Origin of the sequence: Kosakonia sp. YIM B13588 (assembly GCF_042788165.1) — a bacterium.
GTDB lineage: Bacteria > Pseudomonadota > Gammaproteobacteria > Enterobacterales > Enterobacteriaceae > Kosakonia > Kosakonia sacchari.
In genome coordinates this window covers 89,810-108,008 of record NZ_JBHZPO010000012.1, presented here as the reverse complement: position 1 = coordinate 108,008, position 18,199 = coordinate 89,810, and the positions used below count along the sequence as shown (strand labels likewise).

Here is an 18,199-nt window from a genome sequence, read left to right as displayed (position 1 = left end):
AGAAGAGATGTCAGAGACGGTGAAGATTTACCATAACCCACGCTGCTCAAAGAGCCGCGAAACGCTGGCGCTGCTGAAGGAAAACGGCGTTGAGCCAGAAGTGGTGCTCTACCTCGAGACGCCGCCGGACGCAGCGACGGTGCAAAAGCTGGTGAAAATGCTCGGTATGTCCAGCGCGCGCGAGCTGATGCGCAGCAAAGAAGATCTCTACAAAGAATTACAGCTTGGCGATAGCGCACTGACGGAAGCGCAACTGGTGCAGGCACTGGTGGATAACCCGAAGCTGCTTGAACGCCCGATTGTTGTTAGCCACGGCAAAGCACGAATCGGTCGCCCGCCGGAGCAGGTTCTGGAGATTTTGTAAGATTAAAAAAACCCTCGCCGCGTGGCGAGGGTTCAGAGTTTGAGGATCTCTTTGACGAACGGAATGGTCAGCTTGCGCTGGGCAGTGATCGACGCGCGATCCAGTTCATCCAGCGTATCGAACAGTGTGCGCATTTCTCTGTCCAGCCGCTTTAACAAAAACCGCCCTACGTCTTCCGGCAGCTCAAACCCACGGATCCGCGCCCGCAGCTGTAAGGCTTGTAATTTGTCTTCGTCGGAGAGCGGTTGCAGCTTGTAGATTTGCCCCCAGTCCAGCCGTGAGGCCAGATCCGGCAAGCCCAGATTGAGCTGGCGCGGCGGTCTGTCGCCGGTTATCAGCAAGCGGGTTTTGCCCTGCTCCAGAATGCGGTTGTAGAGATTGAAAATCGCCATCTCCCACGGCTCGTCACCGGCCACGCATTCGATATTGTCGATACACACCAGCGAGAGTTGCTCCATCCCATCCAGCACTTCCGGCACAAACCAGGTGCGCTTATCAAGCGGCACATAGCCTACGGCATCGCCGCGCCGGGAGAGTTCGGCACACGCGGCATGCAGCAAATGGCTGCGCCCCGCGCCTTCACGCGACCAAAAATAGATGTATCCGCTGTGCGCCTGGCGCAGAACGTTTTGCAGTGCCGCCAGTAAAGAGGGGTTGTCACCCGGCCAGAAACTCGCAAAGGTTTCATCATCGGGTAAATACAATGGCAGGGAGAGCTGTGCCGGCGTGTTCAGAGGTACCTCAACAAGGCTTACAAAAAACGCAGTGAGTCTATCACAAAATGTTGCAAGGTTTGAACCGGGCACGAGGCCCGGTTCAATTCTGCACGATGATTACGACTTCGCGGCGTCATCTTCTGGCGCGTCCAGCACCACTTCTTCCGGACGCAGTACGCTAATCAGTTTAAAGATCAGGCTCAGACCCACACCAACGATCGTCGCCAGCGCCATGCCTTTCAGCTCGGCGGCACCAATGTGCACCTTCGCGCCGCTGACACCAATGATCAGGATAACGGAGGTCAGGATCAGGTTTTGCGCTTTGCTGTAATCCACTTTCGATTCGATCAGCACGCGGATACCGGAAGCGCCGATGACCCCGTACAGCAGCAGGGAAACACCGCCCATTACCGGCACCGGGATAATCTGGATAGCCGCCGCCAGTTTACCGACGCAGGAGAGCAGAATGGCGATGATCGCCGCGCCGCCAATTACCCAGGTACTGTAGACGCGGGTGATCGCCATCACGCCGATATTTTCACCGTAGGTGGTGTTCGGCGTTGAGCCGAAGAAACCAGAGATGATGGTTGAAAGGCCGTTGGCAAACATAGAGCGGTGCAAGCCCGGATCGCGGATCAGATCTTTTTTGACGATATTCGCCGTCACCACCAAGTGACCGACGTGCTCGGCAATGACCACCAGCGCCGCAGGCAGAATGGTGAAAATGGCAAACCATTCAAAACGCGGCGTATAAAACGTTGGCAGCGCGAACCAGTGCGCCTGGGCAATCGGCGTGGTATCAACAACGCCCATCGCGAAGGAGAGCGCGTAGCCCGCCAGCACGCCAATCAGGATCGGGATAATCGCCATAAAACCACGGAACAGCACCGAGCCGAACACCGTCACGCCCAGCGTCACCAGCGAGATGATCACGGTTTTGGAATCCGCTGACTGCCCTTCTGCTGGCAGCAGGCCGGCCATGTTCGCCGCCACGCCCGCCAGTTCGAGACCGATGACGGCAACGATTGCGCCCATCGCCGCAGGCGGGAACATCACGTCCAGCCAGCCGGTACCCGCTTTTTTCACAATGAACGAGACGATGCAGAACAGCACGCCGCACATAATGAACCCGCCGAGCGCCACTTCGTAGCCCAGCGGCAGCAACAGCAGCACCGGGGAGATAAACGCAAAGCTGGAGCCTAAATAGGCCGGGATTTTCCCTTTACAGATAAAGATATACAGCAGCGTTCCGACACCATTGAACAGCAGCACGGTGGCCGGGTTAATGTGGAACAGGATTGGCACCAGCACGGTTGCGCCGAACATGGCGAACAGATGCTGTAAACTAAGCGGGATCGTCTGCAAAAGCGGCGGTCTTTCACTTACCCCGATAGCACGGCGCGTCATAGTGTTTTCCTCTGAGTGTTGTTGTTGTCCACCCGTCCAAAATGGCGGGCAGTGTTATGAATTCCAAAAAAAAGCCGACTATCAAAGTCGGCTTTCGATTTCTTATCAGTTATTTCGTACCAAAGATTTTGTCGCCGGCGTCGCCGAGGCCCGGAATAATGTATCCGTGCTCATTCAGCCCCTGGTCAATCGACGCGGTGTACAGCTCAACGTCCGGGTGCGCTTTTTCCAGCGCCGCCAGACCTTCCGGCGCGGCAACCAGCACCAGCACTTTAATACTGTGGCAACCGGCATTTTTCAGCAGGTCGATGGTCGCGATCATTGAACCACCGGTCGCCAGCATCGGGTCAACAACCAGCGCCATGCGCTCGTCGATATTGGATACCAGTTTCTGGAAGTACGGTACCGGCTCCAGCGTCTCTTCATTACGGTAGATACCCACCACGCTGATGCGCGCACTCGGTACGTGCTCCAGTACGCCTTCCATCATGCCCAGACCTGCGCGCAGGATCGGCACCACGGTGATTTTCTTACCTTTAATCTGATCAACCTGTACCGGGCCGTTCCAGCCTTCGATGGTCACTTTTTCAGTTTCCAGATCTGCCGTTGCTTCATAGGTCAGCAGGCTGCCCACTTCTGAGGCGAGTTCACGAAAGCGTTTGGTGCTGATGTCGTTCTCTCGCATCAGGCCCAGCTTGTGTTTGACGAGTGGGTGTTTTACTTCCACGACCTTCATACTCTTCTCCTTTCCCCTGACAGGTGGCAGCCACAAAAAAAATCGCCGGATTATACCGCTTTTTCTCCGTTGCGCTACAGGAAGGCGCTTGATCGCGATCAATCAGACTGGAAAAGAGTATATCGCAAGAATCCGCCGCGCCCTTAAATAATGGACTCGCAAACGATTGCCTTGGCTGTTAGAATTGCGCCGAATTTTATTTCTACCGCAAGTAAACGCGTGGGGACCCAAGCAGTGACCGATAAAACCTCTCTCAGCTATAAAGATGCCGGTGTTGATATCGACGCGGGCAATGCTCTGGTTGACCGAATCAAAGGCGTGGTGAAGAAAACCCGTCGCCCGGAAGTGATGGGCGGTTTGGGCGGCTTCGGTGCGCTGTGCGCGCTGCCGCAAAAATATCGTGAGCCAGTACTGGTTTCCGGCACTGACGGCGTGGGCACAAAACTGCGCCTGGCAATGGATCTGAAACGTCACGACACCATCGGTATCGATCTGGTGGCAATGTGCGTTAACGATCTGGTGGTACAGGGCGCTGAGCCGCTGTTCTTCCTCGACTATTACGCGACCGGCAAGCTGGATGTCGATACCGCCGCCAGCGTGATCAACGGTATCGCCGAAGGCTGTCTGCAATCTGGCTGTGCGCTGGTTGGCGGCGAAACAGCGGAAATGCCGGGCATGTATCACGGTGAAGATTACGATGTCGCCGGTTTCTGCGTCGGTGTGGTAGAAAAATCAGAAATCATTGATGGCTCTAAAGTGGCTGACGGCGACGTGTTAGTCGCCCTGGCGTCCAGCGGCCCGCACTCCAACGGCTATTCGCTGGTGCGTAAAGTGCTCGAAGTGAGCGGTGCCGATCCGCAGTCTACGCAGCTTGAAGGCAAACCGCTGGCCGATCACCTGCTGGAACCGACCCGCATTTATGTGAAGTCCGTGCTGGAGCTGATCGAGAACGTTGACGTTCACGCTATCGCCCACCTGACCGGCGGCGGTTTCTGGGAAAACATTCCGCGCGTACTGCCGGATAACACCCAGGCGGTAATCGATGAATCCTCCTGGCAGTGGCCGGCCGTGTTCAACTGGCTGCAAAGCGCCGGTAATGTGAGCCGTCATGAAATGTACCGCACCTTTAACTGCGGCGTCGGTATGGTGATTGCGCTGCCTGCGGCTGAGGCCGATAAAGCCATCACTCTGCTGAATGCAAAAGGTGAAACCGCGTGGAAAATCGGTATCATCAACGCATCCGATTCCAGCGAGCGTGTGGTTATTGAATGAAAAACATCGTGGTGCTGATTTCCGGCAACGGAAGCAATTTGCAGGCAATTATCGACGCCTGCAAACAGAAGAAAATCAACGGCACCCTGCGGGCAGTTTTCAGTAATAAGGCCGACGCGTTCGGCCTTGAACGTGCGCGGGAAGCCAATATTCCCGCTCATGCACTGAGCGCAGATCAGTTCGCCAGCCGCGATGCGTTTGACCGCGAGCTGATGCAGGAAATCGACGCCTACGCCCCGGATGTGGTGGTGCTGGCGGGTTATATGCGTATCCTCAGCCCGGCGTTTGTCGCGCACTACGCCGGACGTCTGCTGAATATCCACCCTTCCCTGTTGCCGAAGTATCCCGGCCTGCACACGCACCGCCAGGTGCTTGAAAACGGTGATGAAGAACACGGCACCAGCGTGCATTTTGTTACCGATGAGCTGGACGGCGGCCCGGTGATTTTGCAAGCCAAAGTGCCGGTGTTTGAAGGTGATACGGAAGAAGAGATCACCGAGCGCGTACAGTCACAGGAACATGCGATTTACCCGCTGGTGGTCAGTTGGTTTGTTGATGGCCGCCTGAAAATGGACAGCAACAGCGCGTGGCTGGATGGTGTGCGCCTACCGCCTGAAGGCTATGCGGCCGACGAATAATTACTGCAATTTATCGTTTTTCCCCCTGCCCGCCGCGGCAGGGTTTCTTTCCTCTTCCCCTGCAAAAAGAAAAAGTTACTTTATTTCCATCACCTTAGATGCGAAAAACGGATTACTGTCATACTTTTTTGGCACAGTTGGACATCTGACGGCAAAGCTCGCCATAATAAGTTGTGTCATACGAAGGGACGCCAGCAACGTTCACCTGTCAGTCAGGGCACCGCGAGCGCGAGAAGGATTTGCCGTGTCCCGAGCAAGAACCGGAGTGTAAACAGGAATGGGTCAGGAAAAGTTATATCTCGAAAAAGAACTAAGCTGGTTGTGCTTCAATGAACGTGTTCTCCAGGAAGCCGCCGACAAAAGTAACCCGCTTATCGAACGCATGCGTTTTTTGGGGATCTATTCCAATAACCTCGACGAATTTTATAAAGTCCGTTTTGCTGAACTGAAACGCCGCTTAATCATTAGCGAAGAGCAAGGCGTTGCCACGAATTCCCGCCATCTGCTGGGCAAGATCCAGTCCCGCGTACTCAAAGCCGATCAGGAGTTCGACAGTCTGTACAACGACCTGCTGCTGGAGATGGCGCGTAATCAAATTTTCCTGATTAACGAACGTCAGCTTTCGCAAAATCAGCAGAGTTGGCTGCGCAATTACTTCAAACAATATTTGCGCCAGCACATTACCCCGACGCTGATTAACCGCGAAACCAACCTGGTACGCTTCTTAAAAGATGATTACACCTACCTGGCGGTAGAGATTATTCGCGGTGACGAAATCCGTTACGCGCTGCTGGAGATCCCGTCAGATAAAGTACCGCGCTTTGTTAACCTGCCACCGGAAACGCCGCGCCGTCGCAAGCCGATGATTCTGCTGGATAACATTCTGCGTTACTGCCTGGATGATATCTTTAAAGGCTTCTTCGATTATGACGCGCTGAACGCCTACTCGATGAAAATGACCCGTGACGCCGAATATGACCTGGTGCACGAAATGGAATCGAGCCTGATGGAGCTGATGTCCTCCAGCCTGAAGCAGCGCCTGACCGCCGAACCGGTGCGTTTTGTCTATCAGCGTGATATGCCCGATGCCATGGTCGAGATGCTGCGTGAAAAGCTGACTATCTCCCGTTATGACTCCATTATTCCCGGCGGGCGTTATCACAACTTCAAAGACTTTATTGGTTTTCCGAATGTCGGCAAAGCCAACCTCGTCAACAAACCGATGCCGCGTCTGCGCCACATTGGGTTTGATAAGTTCCGCAACGGTTTTGACGCCATTCGTGAACGCGATGTGCTGCTCTATTATCCGTACCACACCTTTGAACACGTGCTGGAGCTGCTGCGCCAGGCGTCGTTCGACCCGAGCGTGCTGGCGATCAAAATCAACATTTACCGCGTGGCGAAAGATTCGCGTATCATCGACTCGATGATCCACGCGGCGCATAACGGTAAAAAAGTCACCGTGGTGGTGGAGTTGCAGGCGCGTTTCGACGAAGAAGCCAACATTCACTGGGCGAAGCGGCTGACGGAAGCGGGCGTGCAGGTGATCTTCTCGGCGCCGGGCTTAAAAATTCACGCCAAACTGTTCCTCATCTCCCGTATGGAAGGGGAAGAGATCGTGCGCTATGCGCACATCGGTACCGGTAACTTTAACGAAAAAACCGCGCGGCTTTACACAGACTACTCGCTGATCACCGCCGACGCGCGCATCACCAATGAAGTGCGTCGGGTGTTCAACTTTATCGAAAACCCCTATCGCCCGGTGAGTTTCGATTATTTGCTGGTGTCACCGCAAAACTCGCGCCGCCTGCTGTACGACATGATCGACACGGAGATCGCTAACGCGCAGGAAGGTAAACCGTCTGGTATTACGCTGAAGCTGAACAACCTTGTCGATAAAGGGCTGGTGGACAGACTCTATACCGCCTCAAGTTCCGGCGTGCCGGTGAATCTACTGGTGCGCGGCATGTGTTCACTTATTCCGCAACTGGAAGGCATCAGCGAAAATATTCGTGTCACCAGTATCGTTGATCGTTATCTTGAGCACGATCGCATCTATATTTTTGAGAACGGCGGCGATAAACGCGTTTATCTCTCCTCCGCAGACTGGATGACACGTAACATCGATTACCGTATCGAAGTGGCCGCACCGCTGCTCGATCCGCGCCTTAAACAGCGCGTTCTGGATATCATTGATTTGCTTTTAAGTGATACCGTGAAAGCCAGGTATATCGATAAAGAACTGAGTAATAGCTATGTTCCGCGCGGCAACCGCCGTAAAGTGCGCGCACAACTGGCGATTTACGACTACATCAAATCACTCGAACAGCCCGACTAACCTATGCCGATACAAGAAAAGACGCCACGACCGGAGGAATTTGCCGCGGTCGATCTGGGTTCAAACAGTTTCCATATGGTCATTGCGCGCGTGGTCGACGGCGCAATGCAGATCATCGGCCGCCTGAAACAGCGTGTGCACCTGGCAGATGGTCTGGACAGCAATAACATGCTGAGTGAAGAGGCAATGGAGCGCGGGCTGGCTTGCCTGTCGCTGTTCGCCGAGCGCTTGCAGGGCTTTGATCCGGCAAGCGTGTGCATCGTTGGTACGCACACGTTGCGCCAGGCGTTGAACGCCACAGAGTTTCTTAAACGCGCGGAAAAGGTAATCCCCTACCCGATTGAAATCATTCCGGGCAATGAAGAAGCGCGCCTGATTTTTATGGGCGTGGAACATACGCAGCCGGAAAAAGGCCGCAAGCTGGTGATCGATATCGGCGGCGGCTCTACCGAATTAGTGATCGGTGAAGATTTCGAGCCGAAGCTGGTGGAAAGCCGCCGTATGGGCTGCGTGAGCTTTGCGCAGATGTACTTTATGGGCGGCACGATTAATGGCGAAAACTTCCGCCGCGCGCGCATGGCGGCAACACAGAAGCTGGAATCGCTGGCGTGGCAGTTCCGCATTCAGGGCTGGAATGTCGCGCTTGGCGCATCTGGCAGCATTAAAGCCGCCCACGAAGTGCTGATCGCCTCCGGTGAGAAAGATGGCTTTATCACCCCGGAACGGCTGGAGAAACTGGTCGCCGAAGTGCTGAAATATAAGAACTTCAGTGAACTGAGTCTGCCAGGCCTTTCCGAGGAGCGTAAAGCGGTGTTTGTGCCGGGGCTGGCTATTCTTTGCGGCGTGTTCGATGCGCTGGCGATCCGCGAATTGCGCCTTTCCGATGGCGCACTGCGTGAAGGTGTGCTGTATGAGATGGAAGGCCGTTTCCGCCACCAGGATATTCGCAGCCGCACCGCGCAGAGCCTTGCCAGCCAGTACAATATCGACCGTGAGCAGGCGCGGCGCGTGCTGGAAACCACAACTCAGATTTACGAGCAGTGGCTGGCGCAAAACGCGAAGCTCGCTAACCCGCAGCTGGCGGCGTTGCTGAAATGGGCAGCGATGCTGCACGAAGTAGGGCTCAATATTAACCACAGCGGGATGCACCGCCATTCGGCGTACATTCTGCAAAACAGCGATCTGCCCGGTTTTAATCAGGAGCAACAGCTGATGATGGCGACGCTGGTGCGCTGCCACCGTAAGGCTATCAAGCTTGATGATTTGCCGCGTTTTACGCTGTTTAAAAAGAAACAGTACTTGCCGCTGGTGCAAATTTTACGCCTTGGTGTGCTGCTGAATAACCAGCGCCAGGCGACCACCACGCCGCCAACATTGCGCCTGACCACCGATGCCAATCACTGGACGCTCAGCTTCCCGCACGACTGGTTCAGCCAGAACGCGCTGGTGTTACTGGATCTGGAAAAAGAGCAGGAATACTGGGAAGCGGTGACCGGCTGGCGACTGAAAATCGAAGAAGAGCACTCTCCGGAAGTGGCGGCCTGAGCCGCCCGTTCGCTACTCGTTAACCAGCGTCTCCAGCGGCGCTGGCTTACCAATCAAATAACCCTGTAAATAGTCGATACCCAGCGCGATTGCCGCGCTGCGTATCTCTTCGCTCTCCACATACTCTGCCACCACCAGCATTTTTTTCATCCGCGCCAGATGGCAAATCGACGCCACAATCTGATAATCGAGGCTGTTCGAGACAATATTGCGGATAAAACTGCCATCGATTTTCAGGATGTCGGCATTGACGGTTTTCAGCCGCGCATAGCTGGCATAACCGGTGCCAAAATCATCTATCGCCACCCGGCAACCCATCTGTTGCAGTTGCCCCAACGTCTGGTTGGCCTGCTGGAGGTTGGTCATCGAGTTGCTTTCTGTTATCTCAAAGATCAACTGCCAGGCTTCAATGCGATATTTGCGCAATAAACGCCGGACTTCCTGGGAAAACTGCGTGCGGCAAATTGAGGCCGGCGAGAGGTTAATGGAAAAACGCTGGGCGGGGAGTTTTTCGCGGTTTTGCGCCATAAACATCAGTACATGTTCAATCACCCATAAATCGATACGCGACGACAGGCCGAACTCATACGCGACAGGCAAAAACGCATCCGGGCTGATGCTGTCGCCGTTCTCTTCACGCATGCGCAGCAGGATCTCGTAATAGTCATCGCCGCGCACCCCACAAATCAGCTGCGCCATCAGGATAAAATGGTTCCCCTCCAGCGCCAGCTGCAGGCGATTCATCATATCCACTTTGCTTTTCAGGCTGCGTTGCAGATTCGCCGCGCCCCGGTTTTGCAAATTTTCCGGGTGGTTGGTCGCCAGCGACAAATCGGCGATGGTGCTCATCTCACCGAGCAGTAAATAGAGGTGTTTCACCGGCGAGCGGACATAGCAGTAACTCAGCCCCACCTGCGGCTGCAGCGGCATATCATCCCAGATAAAGCGAAACTTCTTGATGCGCGCGTCCAGCTCCTCAATGCGCGTCTGGTGCGATTGCGTATTCAGGCGGATCGCCAGATCGTGTCCGGAGAGTTGATACACGTTCTCTTCCGCCGACAGCAGCGGCCTGAGCCAGTCTGCCATGCGCTGCTTGTACTGAATGCGCAGCAGCACACCATAGTTGCGCCCCAGCAGTTCCAGCTCCGGTATGCGCAGAAAACAGAGCACCGACCATGGCGTATCCGCCAGAGCCCGGCCCAGCGCGCGAAGATTAGGCATATTGGCAACCGGGTCAATAAACGCCAGACGGCGGGCGCGATCATGCACCAGTCTCTGACGGGTCGCCATCATCGCCATGGCGAGAATGATGAAGGAAAACACCAGGTAACTTGATGAGGCGATCGCCAGTTGCACGTCGTAAGCAGGAAACCAAGGCAAATAACGGTAAAAAAAGTGAATAGAGATCACCAGCAGCGGTGTCCAGACCAGCGACATAAAACGGTAGCCGTAACGCATCGATCCCCACAGCATCACCGGCAAGAGAAGTGAAAGCGTGTAGTTGGTACTGAAAATGGAACTGTTTTTGTTCAGCGGCATTAGTAACAGCAGCAAAATGCCAATCACCACGGCGAACCAGACCACGATCTCAATGCGCGTAACTTTGCGATCAAACTCGTGACGCATTTGCGATAACCACGAAATCGCGTAGCGCGGATGGCGAATAACGCGGATCAACAAATAGCTAAACGGTACCCCGGTCATTGTCCCCACCAGCAATGCCTGGTAATTGATGAGCATCGGCACATTCCAGGCCAGCGCGCCGCTATCGCTTGCTGCCCGATCGTAAAGATTCAGCCAGACACCCAACTCAAGGATCATCAGGTAGATCGACGCCGGACAGAGCACCTGCCAGAAAATACGCTGGGAAACCAGTAATGCCGTGCCGTAAGCCACCCGGTGGCGGCGAGTGACAAAAATACGGTAACCCGCCCAGCTAAGTATCACGGGGAGCAGCAAATGCACGCCTTTACTGACCATTTCCAGCGACGGTGCAGGCCAATAATGGCAAATCAGCGCCAGCACAATGCCCGGTAGCGCCGCCCAGCCATAAAACATCATCAGGACGATCAGCAACGCCATCGGCAGATAATAGAGAATGACCGCCTGACCAGAAACGGTAGTAAATGTATTAGCGAGGCTAAACAGTGGGTATAAAACAACAGGCGTGATGAGCGGCAAAGCCCACCACTGATCTTTCAGGCGATGATATTTTTGAATAAGTGTTATAGATGCTCGGTTACCCAACCCAGATCCCGGCGGGTGTTTCAGGCAGGTATCCGACCCGACTGTGCTGCGCACTGGTGAAGTGCCAGTTTGTTAACAAACAGAAATTCTAATTCCGGACAATATCTGTTAATTGATTTGCATCAAAAAAAACGCGCCAGCCAGCTTTAATTCCCTGCTTTATGCGCATTATCGCCCATTTTTCATTGCTCACGTAAATATTTAATTTATCTTATATAATTCTTGGTGATAATTTAATCATTGTGATTTTGCGCCAGGCTTAATTGACCTGACTAAAAGAGTGTGCATTAATGACGCTGTCGCCCGTAGATCGGGTATTCCTAAAGGAACCATTGTGAGTCAGGCAACCAGTATGCGAAAACGACATCGATTTGACAGTCGCATGACCCGTATCGTACTTCTTATCAGCTTTATCTTTTTCTTCGGCCGCTTCGTCTATTCCTCTATTGGCGCCTGGTATCACCATCAGGATAAAAGCCAGTCGCAACAAATCAGCCAGACTATCGACCCCACCGCACAACGCTAGTTTTTACCCGATTTTGCTTACACGTATTACCGCGTGGGTTTACGCTCGTCTGTGCAAAGGTATGCGCCCCCTTGCACAAACGCGTTACTTATCTGTCGAGGTTTAACCAGCGCTCTTCCAGCCGCGCCAGCGCCGTGTAGGCTTCGCCAAGACCAACCGCCAGTTTGAACCCTTCCGGCCAGTCGCCGGTGGCGGAGATGCCTTCGCTTTCAAGCCGACGAACAAACCGCAAACGCCCGTAATCCGACACGCATTCAGAAAGAATTATAGCGATTTGCGTACGTTTAATGGCTAAGCCAAAGGTGAATTTGCGCAGCATCCGCACGTCTTTAATCCCGCCGCGCGCAGATTGAATAAAGGTGAACGCCACGTATACCGCCAATAGCGCGATCAGCAATGAGAATGTGGCTTTAAATACCGGCTCCGCCATCGGGTATTGGGAGACATAATGAATAGCGCTAAAAACAAGCGCGACGCCCAACACAGACGTGGCGAGAATCGACAGCGCGGCCAGCCACTTTTTCGGGTTAAGCAAATCATTAATTTTGCTGCGTACAAACCGGCAGATAGCCACCCAATCGAGCAACATCAAACTCAACACCACATTCACGGCCGCCAGCCAGCCGTTATAAATCGCATGTCCGCTGAAGAGGTAAAACGGTATCGCCGCCAGCGCCAGCGCCGGGGAGAACAGCCCGACCACACTGATCACCGACAGAATGACGAAACATATCACCCGAAATAACACGATGGTGCCGGATAAAAAGCCCTTACCAACAAATGGCACCGTCGCGCGAGGCGCAGGATTATCGCCGCCCCCTTTTCTCGCCTTCTCTTTTTGTGCCGTACGACCCGCTTTGGCGAACAGTAAGATTGGTGCGGAAACAGCCGCCGCATAGCTGGCGCTAAAAAAGGTGATAAACGGCAACATGATGATGAGTAACACCGTGCTGGTGAGTGCCGCTTTCATGCTCCACAGGCGCCTCTTCGCAACGCGGTAAACGCCACTTAACGCATCGGATAACGACAGGCTCAGCAGGATATTTTTGCGCCCGCGCCAGAAATTGGTTTCCGAAATATTCAGCACGTATTTCTTCATCCCCTCTTCCAGTTCGGGATCCATTTTCGGCAAATGGCGACAGGCGCGAAAAGCAGTCTCCTGCAACCAGCCATCCTCACCAGCAATCGCGGCGGCCAGCACCGGCGCTGCGCGCGACTCTGAAAGCAGCCCGGTGGCTTCCAGGCAAATTTTTGCCAGCAGGATGTTATCGCCCGCTTTTACGTGCTGCATCACAAAAGCAGAAAGCGCTTCTTCGAACGGTTGCAACACCTCACGGCGGGAGCCAAATGCGTCAATCAAAAAGCGCAGACAGTGAATGGCACGAATGCGCTGACTGGCATCCGTGAAATAGCGTTGGATCTCATCCCAGCAAAGATTGGCCAGCCGTTGAGCCTCGGTTTCGCTGCACAACTGCGCATACAAAACCAGCGCGTCACGGCCGCGAGAATCGGTAGGAATGTGCGAATCGGGCACTTCTGCGGGCTGCTGCAAAAAACGGTTGGTGACGAAATATTCCAGAAAACGGCGATGAACAAAGGCGAACGATTTGTCATTGCCGGGGGTCACTCTGGCAATTCGGGCAAAACTGAGCAGATCCAGCACCGCGTCCACATTTGCTGAATTGAAATAACTGCGGATCACTTTCACTGGTGCTTCAAGGCCAAACTTCGAGGAACGAAAGACAAACCACGCGATATCCGTTGAAATCGCGATCACTTCACGCGAGGAGATCCCCGCATCGCTGAGTTCCTGCTCGCAAAGTTTCATGCGGCTATCAATGTAGCTCTTATAAAGTTCAGCCTGATTAACCGGCAGCGTTTGGTTAATCGCAATCCACTCGCCAAGCAGCGCCATCATGAAGGGATTGCGCACTAAGGGAATCAAATCCGGGCGGTGGCTGAACAAGGTGTTTCTTACCTGCTCCGTGAATTGCGGATAGTGGCTGAGCGCCTCGGAAATGCCCGCTTCCGACAGTGGGCGGATCTCCAGCACTTTGTCCGCCAGAAATGCGCGCGTCGGCTGGCGGAACACGCGTGAGGCTAAAACACCGCGTGACGCCGGGTGTGAAGTCATAAAGCGCGAGATAACGCTGGAGAGTGAATTAATCACATCTGAGTTTTCACTGGCATCCAGTAGCTCTGAAATTTCATCAAATGAATCAAAGATAAAAAACAGGCGACCAGTGCTGCAAAGGGAATCAAAGTATTGATTAACAAAATTTCGGGTATACGCGTCACCACGACGAATGAGGCTTTTAATGACAAACTCTTCCAGATCCTTCACGGAAAACTCAGTACGCCCGGCCACCACGGTGCTTGTTGGCACCCATTCACGCAGGTTGATGTAGACCGGCACACGGTGCGTCTTATCGACTTCGGCCAGCATATCTTTAGCCAGCTTGCGCAGCGCGACGCTTTTACCGGAACCAGGCGCTCCCAGAATCAAAAATGAGCGCGAGGTTCGGTCTTTGCGGATCGCATCCTGCAATCCGATGATTTTCTTACGTGAAGCGACGCCTTTCACCTGGCGGATCTCGACCTCGGCTTCCAGTTCGGTGTAGTGTTCCGGGCTCCAGTTAGTGTCCTGATCGATCGTCATCAAATCGCGCTCAAGCACATTGCAAAATACCTTCAGCTTGCGCGGTAACTCTTTGTCAGCGATATCTTTTTTTAATGGCGGAAGCTCGCCTGCAACACTTCTGTCACGCAAACAAAAAAAGACAATCCCGACAATGATCACAATGGCAGCCAGCAACTGATCTGAGGCCTGACTAACAGGCTGGAGACGCTTCAACCAGTCCGGCGCATTTTGCAGCACCGGCAATGACCAGAGTGTCGGCAGGAGCGAATTCAGCGTGCTGGAAACACTGGAGAATGCGCCAAATGCCAGAACCAGTACCAGCGTGCGGATTTTGTTCGCGCCATAACCGGCTGGCATCAGCAATGGCCGCGTGAAATAGAGCATCAGGCAGATAAACACGCCAACTGAGGCTGCATTAAACCACGAGGAATACAGCCCGGTGCCCACCACGAAGCACAACGCCAACGCAAGGAGGAGTAAAACGAATTTTTGGCTACCCGACATGTGAGTCCCTTCTTTATTCTTGTGACGCCTTTTGCAATGAAACAGCACTATAACGCCTCCGGTACCGCAAACCGGAAGCAAACTACCTGATTTGGTGGGGGTTGTCTGAGGGAAAAGCCCGATGCGCTTCAGCGTGCAATAGGCGCCACTCTTTCACCGTGCATGCGGTGCTTTAATCCGCTGCAGCGCGACGGGCGAGGATCTCTTTCACATAGTGCTCAATCCCAATGTGATGTTCCCGATTGATGCGGGCAATAAAGGCCTGCAGGAAATCGTTCGTTGAGTGGAGCGTATCCGCAAGCAGTTTATCGAAATCGCGTTGCGTGAAACGGGCATTTCCCTTTAGCGTGGAATGCTGAAGTAGCGTGTGCGCAATGATTTCGAGCGCGGCGCGTCGGTAATTATCGCCAAGCAGGACATCCAGATCGCTTTGGCGAATAACAAAACTAAAATCGAAGCTGACAAACCCGGAATCGACCGGTAGCGAGTATGTCAGTTGATCGCCTTCCTGCCAGACCTGCGGCTCATAGCCATCTCCCATTAACTTTACTGACTGCATAGAGCTCCCGGTTCTGCACAGTGGATATTTTCGGTTACCTTAGTTGCGAAGAACATAGCGTAAAGCCATCACTAATGGCAGTGGTCCTCATGGCGAATGTAAGCGATCCTGTGAGCAGCCAGAGTAAATAAGCCGGGGAAAAAAATGAATCCAGATAGCAGCGAACTGCCGCCCTTAACGTGGCCAGAATTTACCGATGAGACAGCACGGCTGGCCTGGTGGCGCGCCTGCGTACAGGCCTGGCGCGAACAGTGGAATAACCCGGCGCCAGTTGCGCCGGTTAACCCCAAAGAGATTGAAGCGCTTGAACAACGCCTGGGCTGCGCGCTTCCGCCGCTGCTGCGTCGCTACCATGAAACTATCGGCGCACTCGAACTGGCCGAAAGGTTGTGCAGCGTCACGCCCGCGAAATACGCCAGCATTGAACCGCTGGTAGACGCTTATCCCGGCATTCATGACATTCTCGAAGGTGCGCCAGACGCGGCGTCGCAATGGGCGCAGGTTAATCAGTTGGTCGCCTTTGGCGACTATCTGGGCAACGGCAATTTATGGTGCTTTCATCGGCAAACCGGCGAAGTCTGGTATTTCGATCACGACAGCTCGCCGATGCTGACGCAGATTTTCACCGACGTGGGCCAGTACCTCGACGTGCTGATGTTCAAATGCCTGCTGGAAGCCCACGGCGAGGAGGATAACGAGGAGTTGCTGCGCGAGCACCTGGGTGATGACGTGGTGGAAAAGTGGATGTACTGAACAGCGCTATATTGGGACAACTGCAACGATGTGGCCACACCCGTGCTTTTCATGAGCACTTCTACACTGTTGAGAAATACGTTGAATAGCGGGTAACCGGGTAGCGACGAACCATTAAAGAATCACCAACAAGGCAGGCATCAACCTGCCTTGTTTATGTTTTGGCAAAACGTTAGCTCAGTTTAAAAACGGCTACCGTCTCTTCCAGCAATTGAGACTGCTCTTTAAGCGAATGCGCCGCTGCCGACGCTTCTTCGACTAACGCGGCATTCTGTTGCGTTACCGTGTCCATCTGCGCAACGGCCTGGTTTATCTGCTCAATGCCGCGGCTCTGCTCACCGGTCGAGAGCGCAATTTCCGCCATCAGCTCAGAAACCTGCTTAACTGTGCTGATAATGCGCTGCATGCTTTCGCCCGCCTGCGACACCCTTTCGCTACCCAGAAGCACCTGCCGGCCGGATTCCTCAATAAGCTCTTTGATCTCTTTCGCCGCGAGTGACGAACGCTGCGCCAGATTACGGACTTCACTTGCCACAACCGCAAACCCGCGCCCCTGCTCGCCGGCTCTTGCCGCTTCAACCGCTGCGTTGAGTGCCAGGATGTTGGTCTGGAAAGCAATGTCTTCGATTAAGGAGATGATGGTGTCTATTTTGCCAGCGCTGGATTCGATCTCTTTCATCGACATCACCGCCTTTTCCACAATCGTATTCCCTTCCTGCGCGGAGCTACGCATCGCTGTCGCAAGGGTATTTGCCTGTTGTGTGTTTTCGGAAGTGTGCTTAACCGTTGAAGTTAGCTGTTCCATGCTGGCAGCGGTCTGCCCAAGAGAAGCCGCCTGCTCTTCGGTACGGGCCGAGAGATCGGTATTACCGGCAGCGATTTCTTCTGCCGCGTAGGCCACGCTCTGACTGGAAGTACGCACCTGAGCAATGATTTCCAGCAGGGCAAGACGCATTTGCTCCAGCGAACCGAGCATGTCGCCAATCTCATCTTTAGAACCGTACACAACAGGAGTGTGCAACTCCCCTGCCGCCATTTTCTGGCAATGTAAGCGGGCGGCATCCAGCGGCGACAGAACGCGACGACGCAGCAGGATAAAGATAGCGACAATGATCAAGGTAAACAGTAAGGCGAAAACACCAATGGTCACCATGCTGTTCACGAAGCGATTCTGCGCGTCGTTGTTAAGGCGCTGGGCGTATTTTTCGCGAAAGGCCAGCAGGTTATCGAGTGTGATCTCAAACTGACGATCAAGCTGCGGAACAGTGGTGCTGACGAGCTGGTTGAAACGCGCCGTGTCGTTGTTGCTCGCGGCGTCCATCAACGGACGCAGGCCTTGATCAACATACGTTTGCCAGGCCTGGCTGTAAGGCGCGGAAAGCGCCTCTTCGCCCGCAACAGGTGGCGCAGCCTTGTAGTTGTTGAACGCATCGGTGGCTTTTTGCATCACCGCTTTCGCGCTCTCAAGCGACGCATCCGCTTTCTGTTTGTCGCCCAGGGAGGCGTTAATCATGGCTTCCATCAGACGCACACGCAGTGTGCGGCTATGGTTAATCGGGTCAATAACCGACAGCACGACCCTGATCTCTTTGTTCACGTTATCCAGAGACTGATTGCTGTGAGTAAGTGACCAAAGGTTAGAAGCCGAGCTGATGAGAAAAATACCAAGTAACAGACTAAAAACGAGAAATGAAAAACGCCTAACTGACATATTTATTACCCTGGGTTGAGGTGATTTCATGAATTTCTGCTCCCTTTGAAAGAAGCATACCGAAGACAACTTATCGGCAATCTGGCGTTAAAATTTAATTTAAATCACATTACACATTTGAATCAAAGAGTTAGAAAGAAGGTGCCTGAGAGAAAGAAAATATGCTTAGGATTCACCAATTTATTCAAACTAACGTTTCAAATATGCCGTTTCATGGAATAGCTATTCATCCTAGCGATGAG

The 18,199-nt window shown here is 53.7% G+C and carries 14 protein-coding genes; 7 read left to right on the top strand and 7 right to left on the bottom strand.

From position 1 onward, the window contains the following. Positions 1-7 precede the first annotated feature (7 nt). The gene (gene arsC / locus ACFX4U_RS18855) at positions 8-364 is read left to right on the top strand and encodes an arsenate reductase (glutaredoxin) (RefSeq protein WP_305735338.1); all 357 of its coding nucleotides are present in this window, start codon (positions 8-10) and stop codon (positions 362-364) included. Between the two features lie 32 nt (positions 365-396). Here the strand turns inward: arsC and ACFX4U_RS18850 are convergent, their stop codons facing one another. From ACFX4U_RS18850 to upp, 3 genes are all read right to left on the bottom strand, one after another. Beyond that, a complete protein-coding gene (locus ACFX4U_RS18850; protein ID WP_305737566.1) occupies positions 397-1,098 on the bottom strand; it encodes a DnaA inactivator Hda in 702 nt (233 codons plus the stop codon). A gap of 99 nt (positions 1,099-1,197) precedes the next feature. Further along, a complete protein-coding gene (gene uraA / locus ACFX4U_RS18845) occupies positions 1,198-2,487 on the bottom strand; it encodes a uracil permease (protein WP_313507607.1) in 1,290 nt (429 codons plus the stop codon). Positions 2,488-2,596: 109 nt separating this feature from the next. Continuing rightward, on the bottom strand, positions 2,597-3,223 hold the full coding sequence (gene upp / locus ACFX4U_RS18840; protein WP_017458966.1) for a uracil phosphoribosyltransferase: 627 nt from the start codon (positions 3,221-3,223) through the stop codon (positions 2,597-2,599). 234 nt (positions 3,224-3,457) lie between these two features. Here upp and purM point away from each other — a divergent pair, with 234 nt between their 5' ends. From purM to ppx, 4 genes are all read left to right on the top strand, one after another. Then, entirely contained in the window at positions 3,458-4,495 is a 1,038-nt protein-coding gene (gene purM, locus ACFX4U_RS18835; protein ID WP_305735336.1) for a phosphoribosylformylglycinamidine cyclo-ligase, read from the top strand. After that, positions 4,492-5,133 (top strand): phosphoribosylglycinamide formyltransferase, encoded by a 642-nt coding sequence (gene purN, locus ACFX4U_RS18830; protein ID WP_045510372.1) that lies wholly within the window; start codon positions 4,492-4,494, stop codon positions 5,131-5,133. Before purM ends, purN begins: the two co-directional genes overlap by 4 nt. 277 nt (positions 5,134-5,410) lie before the next feature. Next, a complete protein-coding gene (gene ppk1 / locus ACFX4U_RS18825) occupies positions 5,411-7,471 on the top strand; it encodes a polyphosphate kinase 1 (protein WP_305735335.1) in 2,061 nt (686 codons plus the stop codon). A gap of 3 nt (positions 7,472-7,474) precedes the next feature. Beyond that, entirely contained in the window at positions 7,475-9,016 is a 1,542-nt protein-coding gene (gene ppx, locus ACFX4U_RS18820) for an exopolyphosphatase (RefSeq protein WP_017458970.1), read from the top strand. Between the two features lie 12 nt (positions 9,017-9,028). On the opposite strand, the gene ACFX4U_RS18815 is transcribed toward ppx, so the two are convergent. Continuing rightward, on the bottom strand, positions 9,029-11,245 hold the full coding sequence (locus ACFX4U_RS18815) for an EAL domain-containing protein (protein WP_313507638.1): 2,217 nt from the start codon (positions 11,243-11,245) through the stop codon (positions 9,029-9,031). A gap of 352 nt (positions 11,246-11,597) precedes the next feature. On the opposite strand from ACFX4U_RS18815, the gene ACFX4U_RS18810 reads away from it, so the two are divergent. Continuing rightward, a complete protein-coding gene (locus ACFX4U_RS18810) occupies positions 11,598-11,789 on the top strand; it encodes a YfgG family protein (protein ID WP_071908227.1) in 192 nt (63 codons plus the stop codon). Positions 11,790-11,877: 88 nt separating this feature from the next. Here ACFX4U_RS18810 and ACFX4U_RS18805 read toward each other — a convergent pair whose 3' ends face one another. Continuing rightward, positions 11,878-14,934 (bottom strand): NACHT domain-containing protein, encoded by a 3,057-nt coding sequence (locus ACFX4U_RS18805; RefSeq protein ID WP_313507608.1) that lies wholly within the window; start codon positions 14,932-14,934, stop codon positions 11,878-11,880. Between the two features lie 172 nt (positions 14,935-15,106). Then, positions 15,107-15,493 (bottom strand): hypothetical protein, encoded by a 387-nt coding sequence (locus ACFX4U_RS18800; protein WP_313507609.1) that lies wholly within the window; start codon positions 15,491-15,493, stop codon positions 15,107-15,109. A gap of 144 nt (positions 15,494-15,637) precedes the next feature. Here ACFX4U_RS18800 and ACFX4U_RS18795 point away from each other — a divergent pair, with 144 nt between their 5' ends. Next, a complete protein-coding gene (locus ACFX4U_RS18795) occupies positions 15,638-16,246 on the top strand; it encodes an SMI1/KNR4 family protein (RefSeq protein ID WP_313507610.1) in 609 nt (202 codons plus the stop codon). 172 nt (positions 16,247-16,418) lie between these two features. Here the strand turns inward: ACFX4U_RS18795 and ACFX4U_RS18790 are convergent, their stop codons facing one another. Continuing rightward, positions 16,419-17,957 carry a methyl-accepting chemotaxis protein gene (locus ACFX4U_RS18790; RefSeq protein ID WP_349350508.1) on the bottom strand — a complete coding sequence of 513 codons (1,539 nt, stop codon included), beginning with the start codon at positions 17,955-17,957 and terminating at the stop codon, positions 16,419-16,421. Between the last annotated feature and the right edge of the window lie 242 nt (positions 17,958-18,199).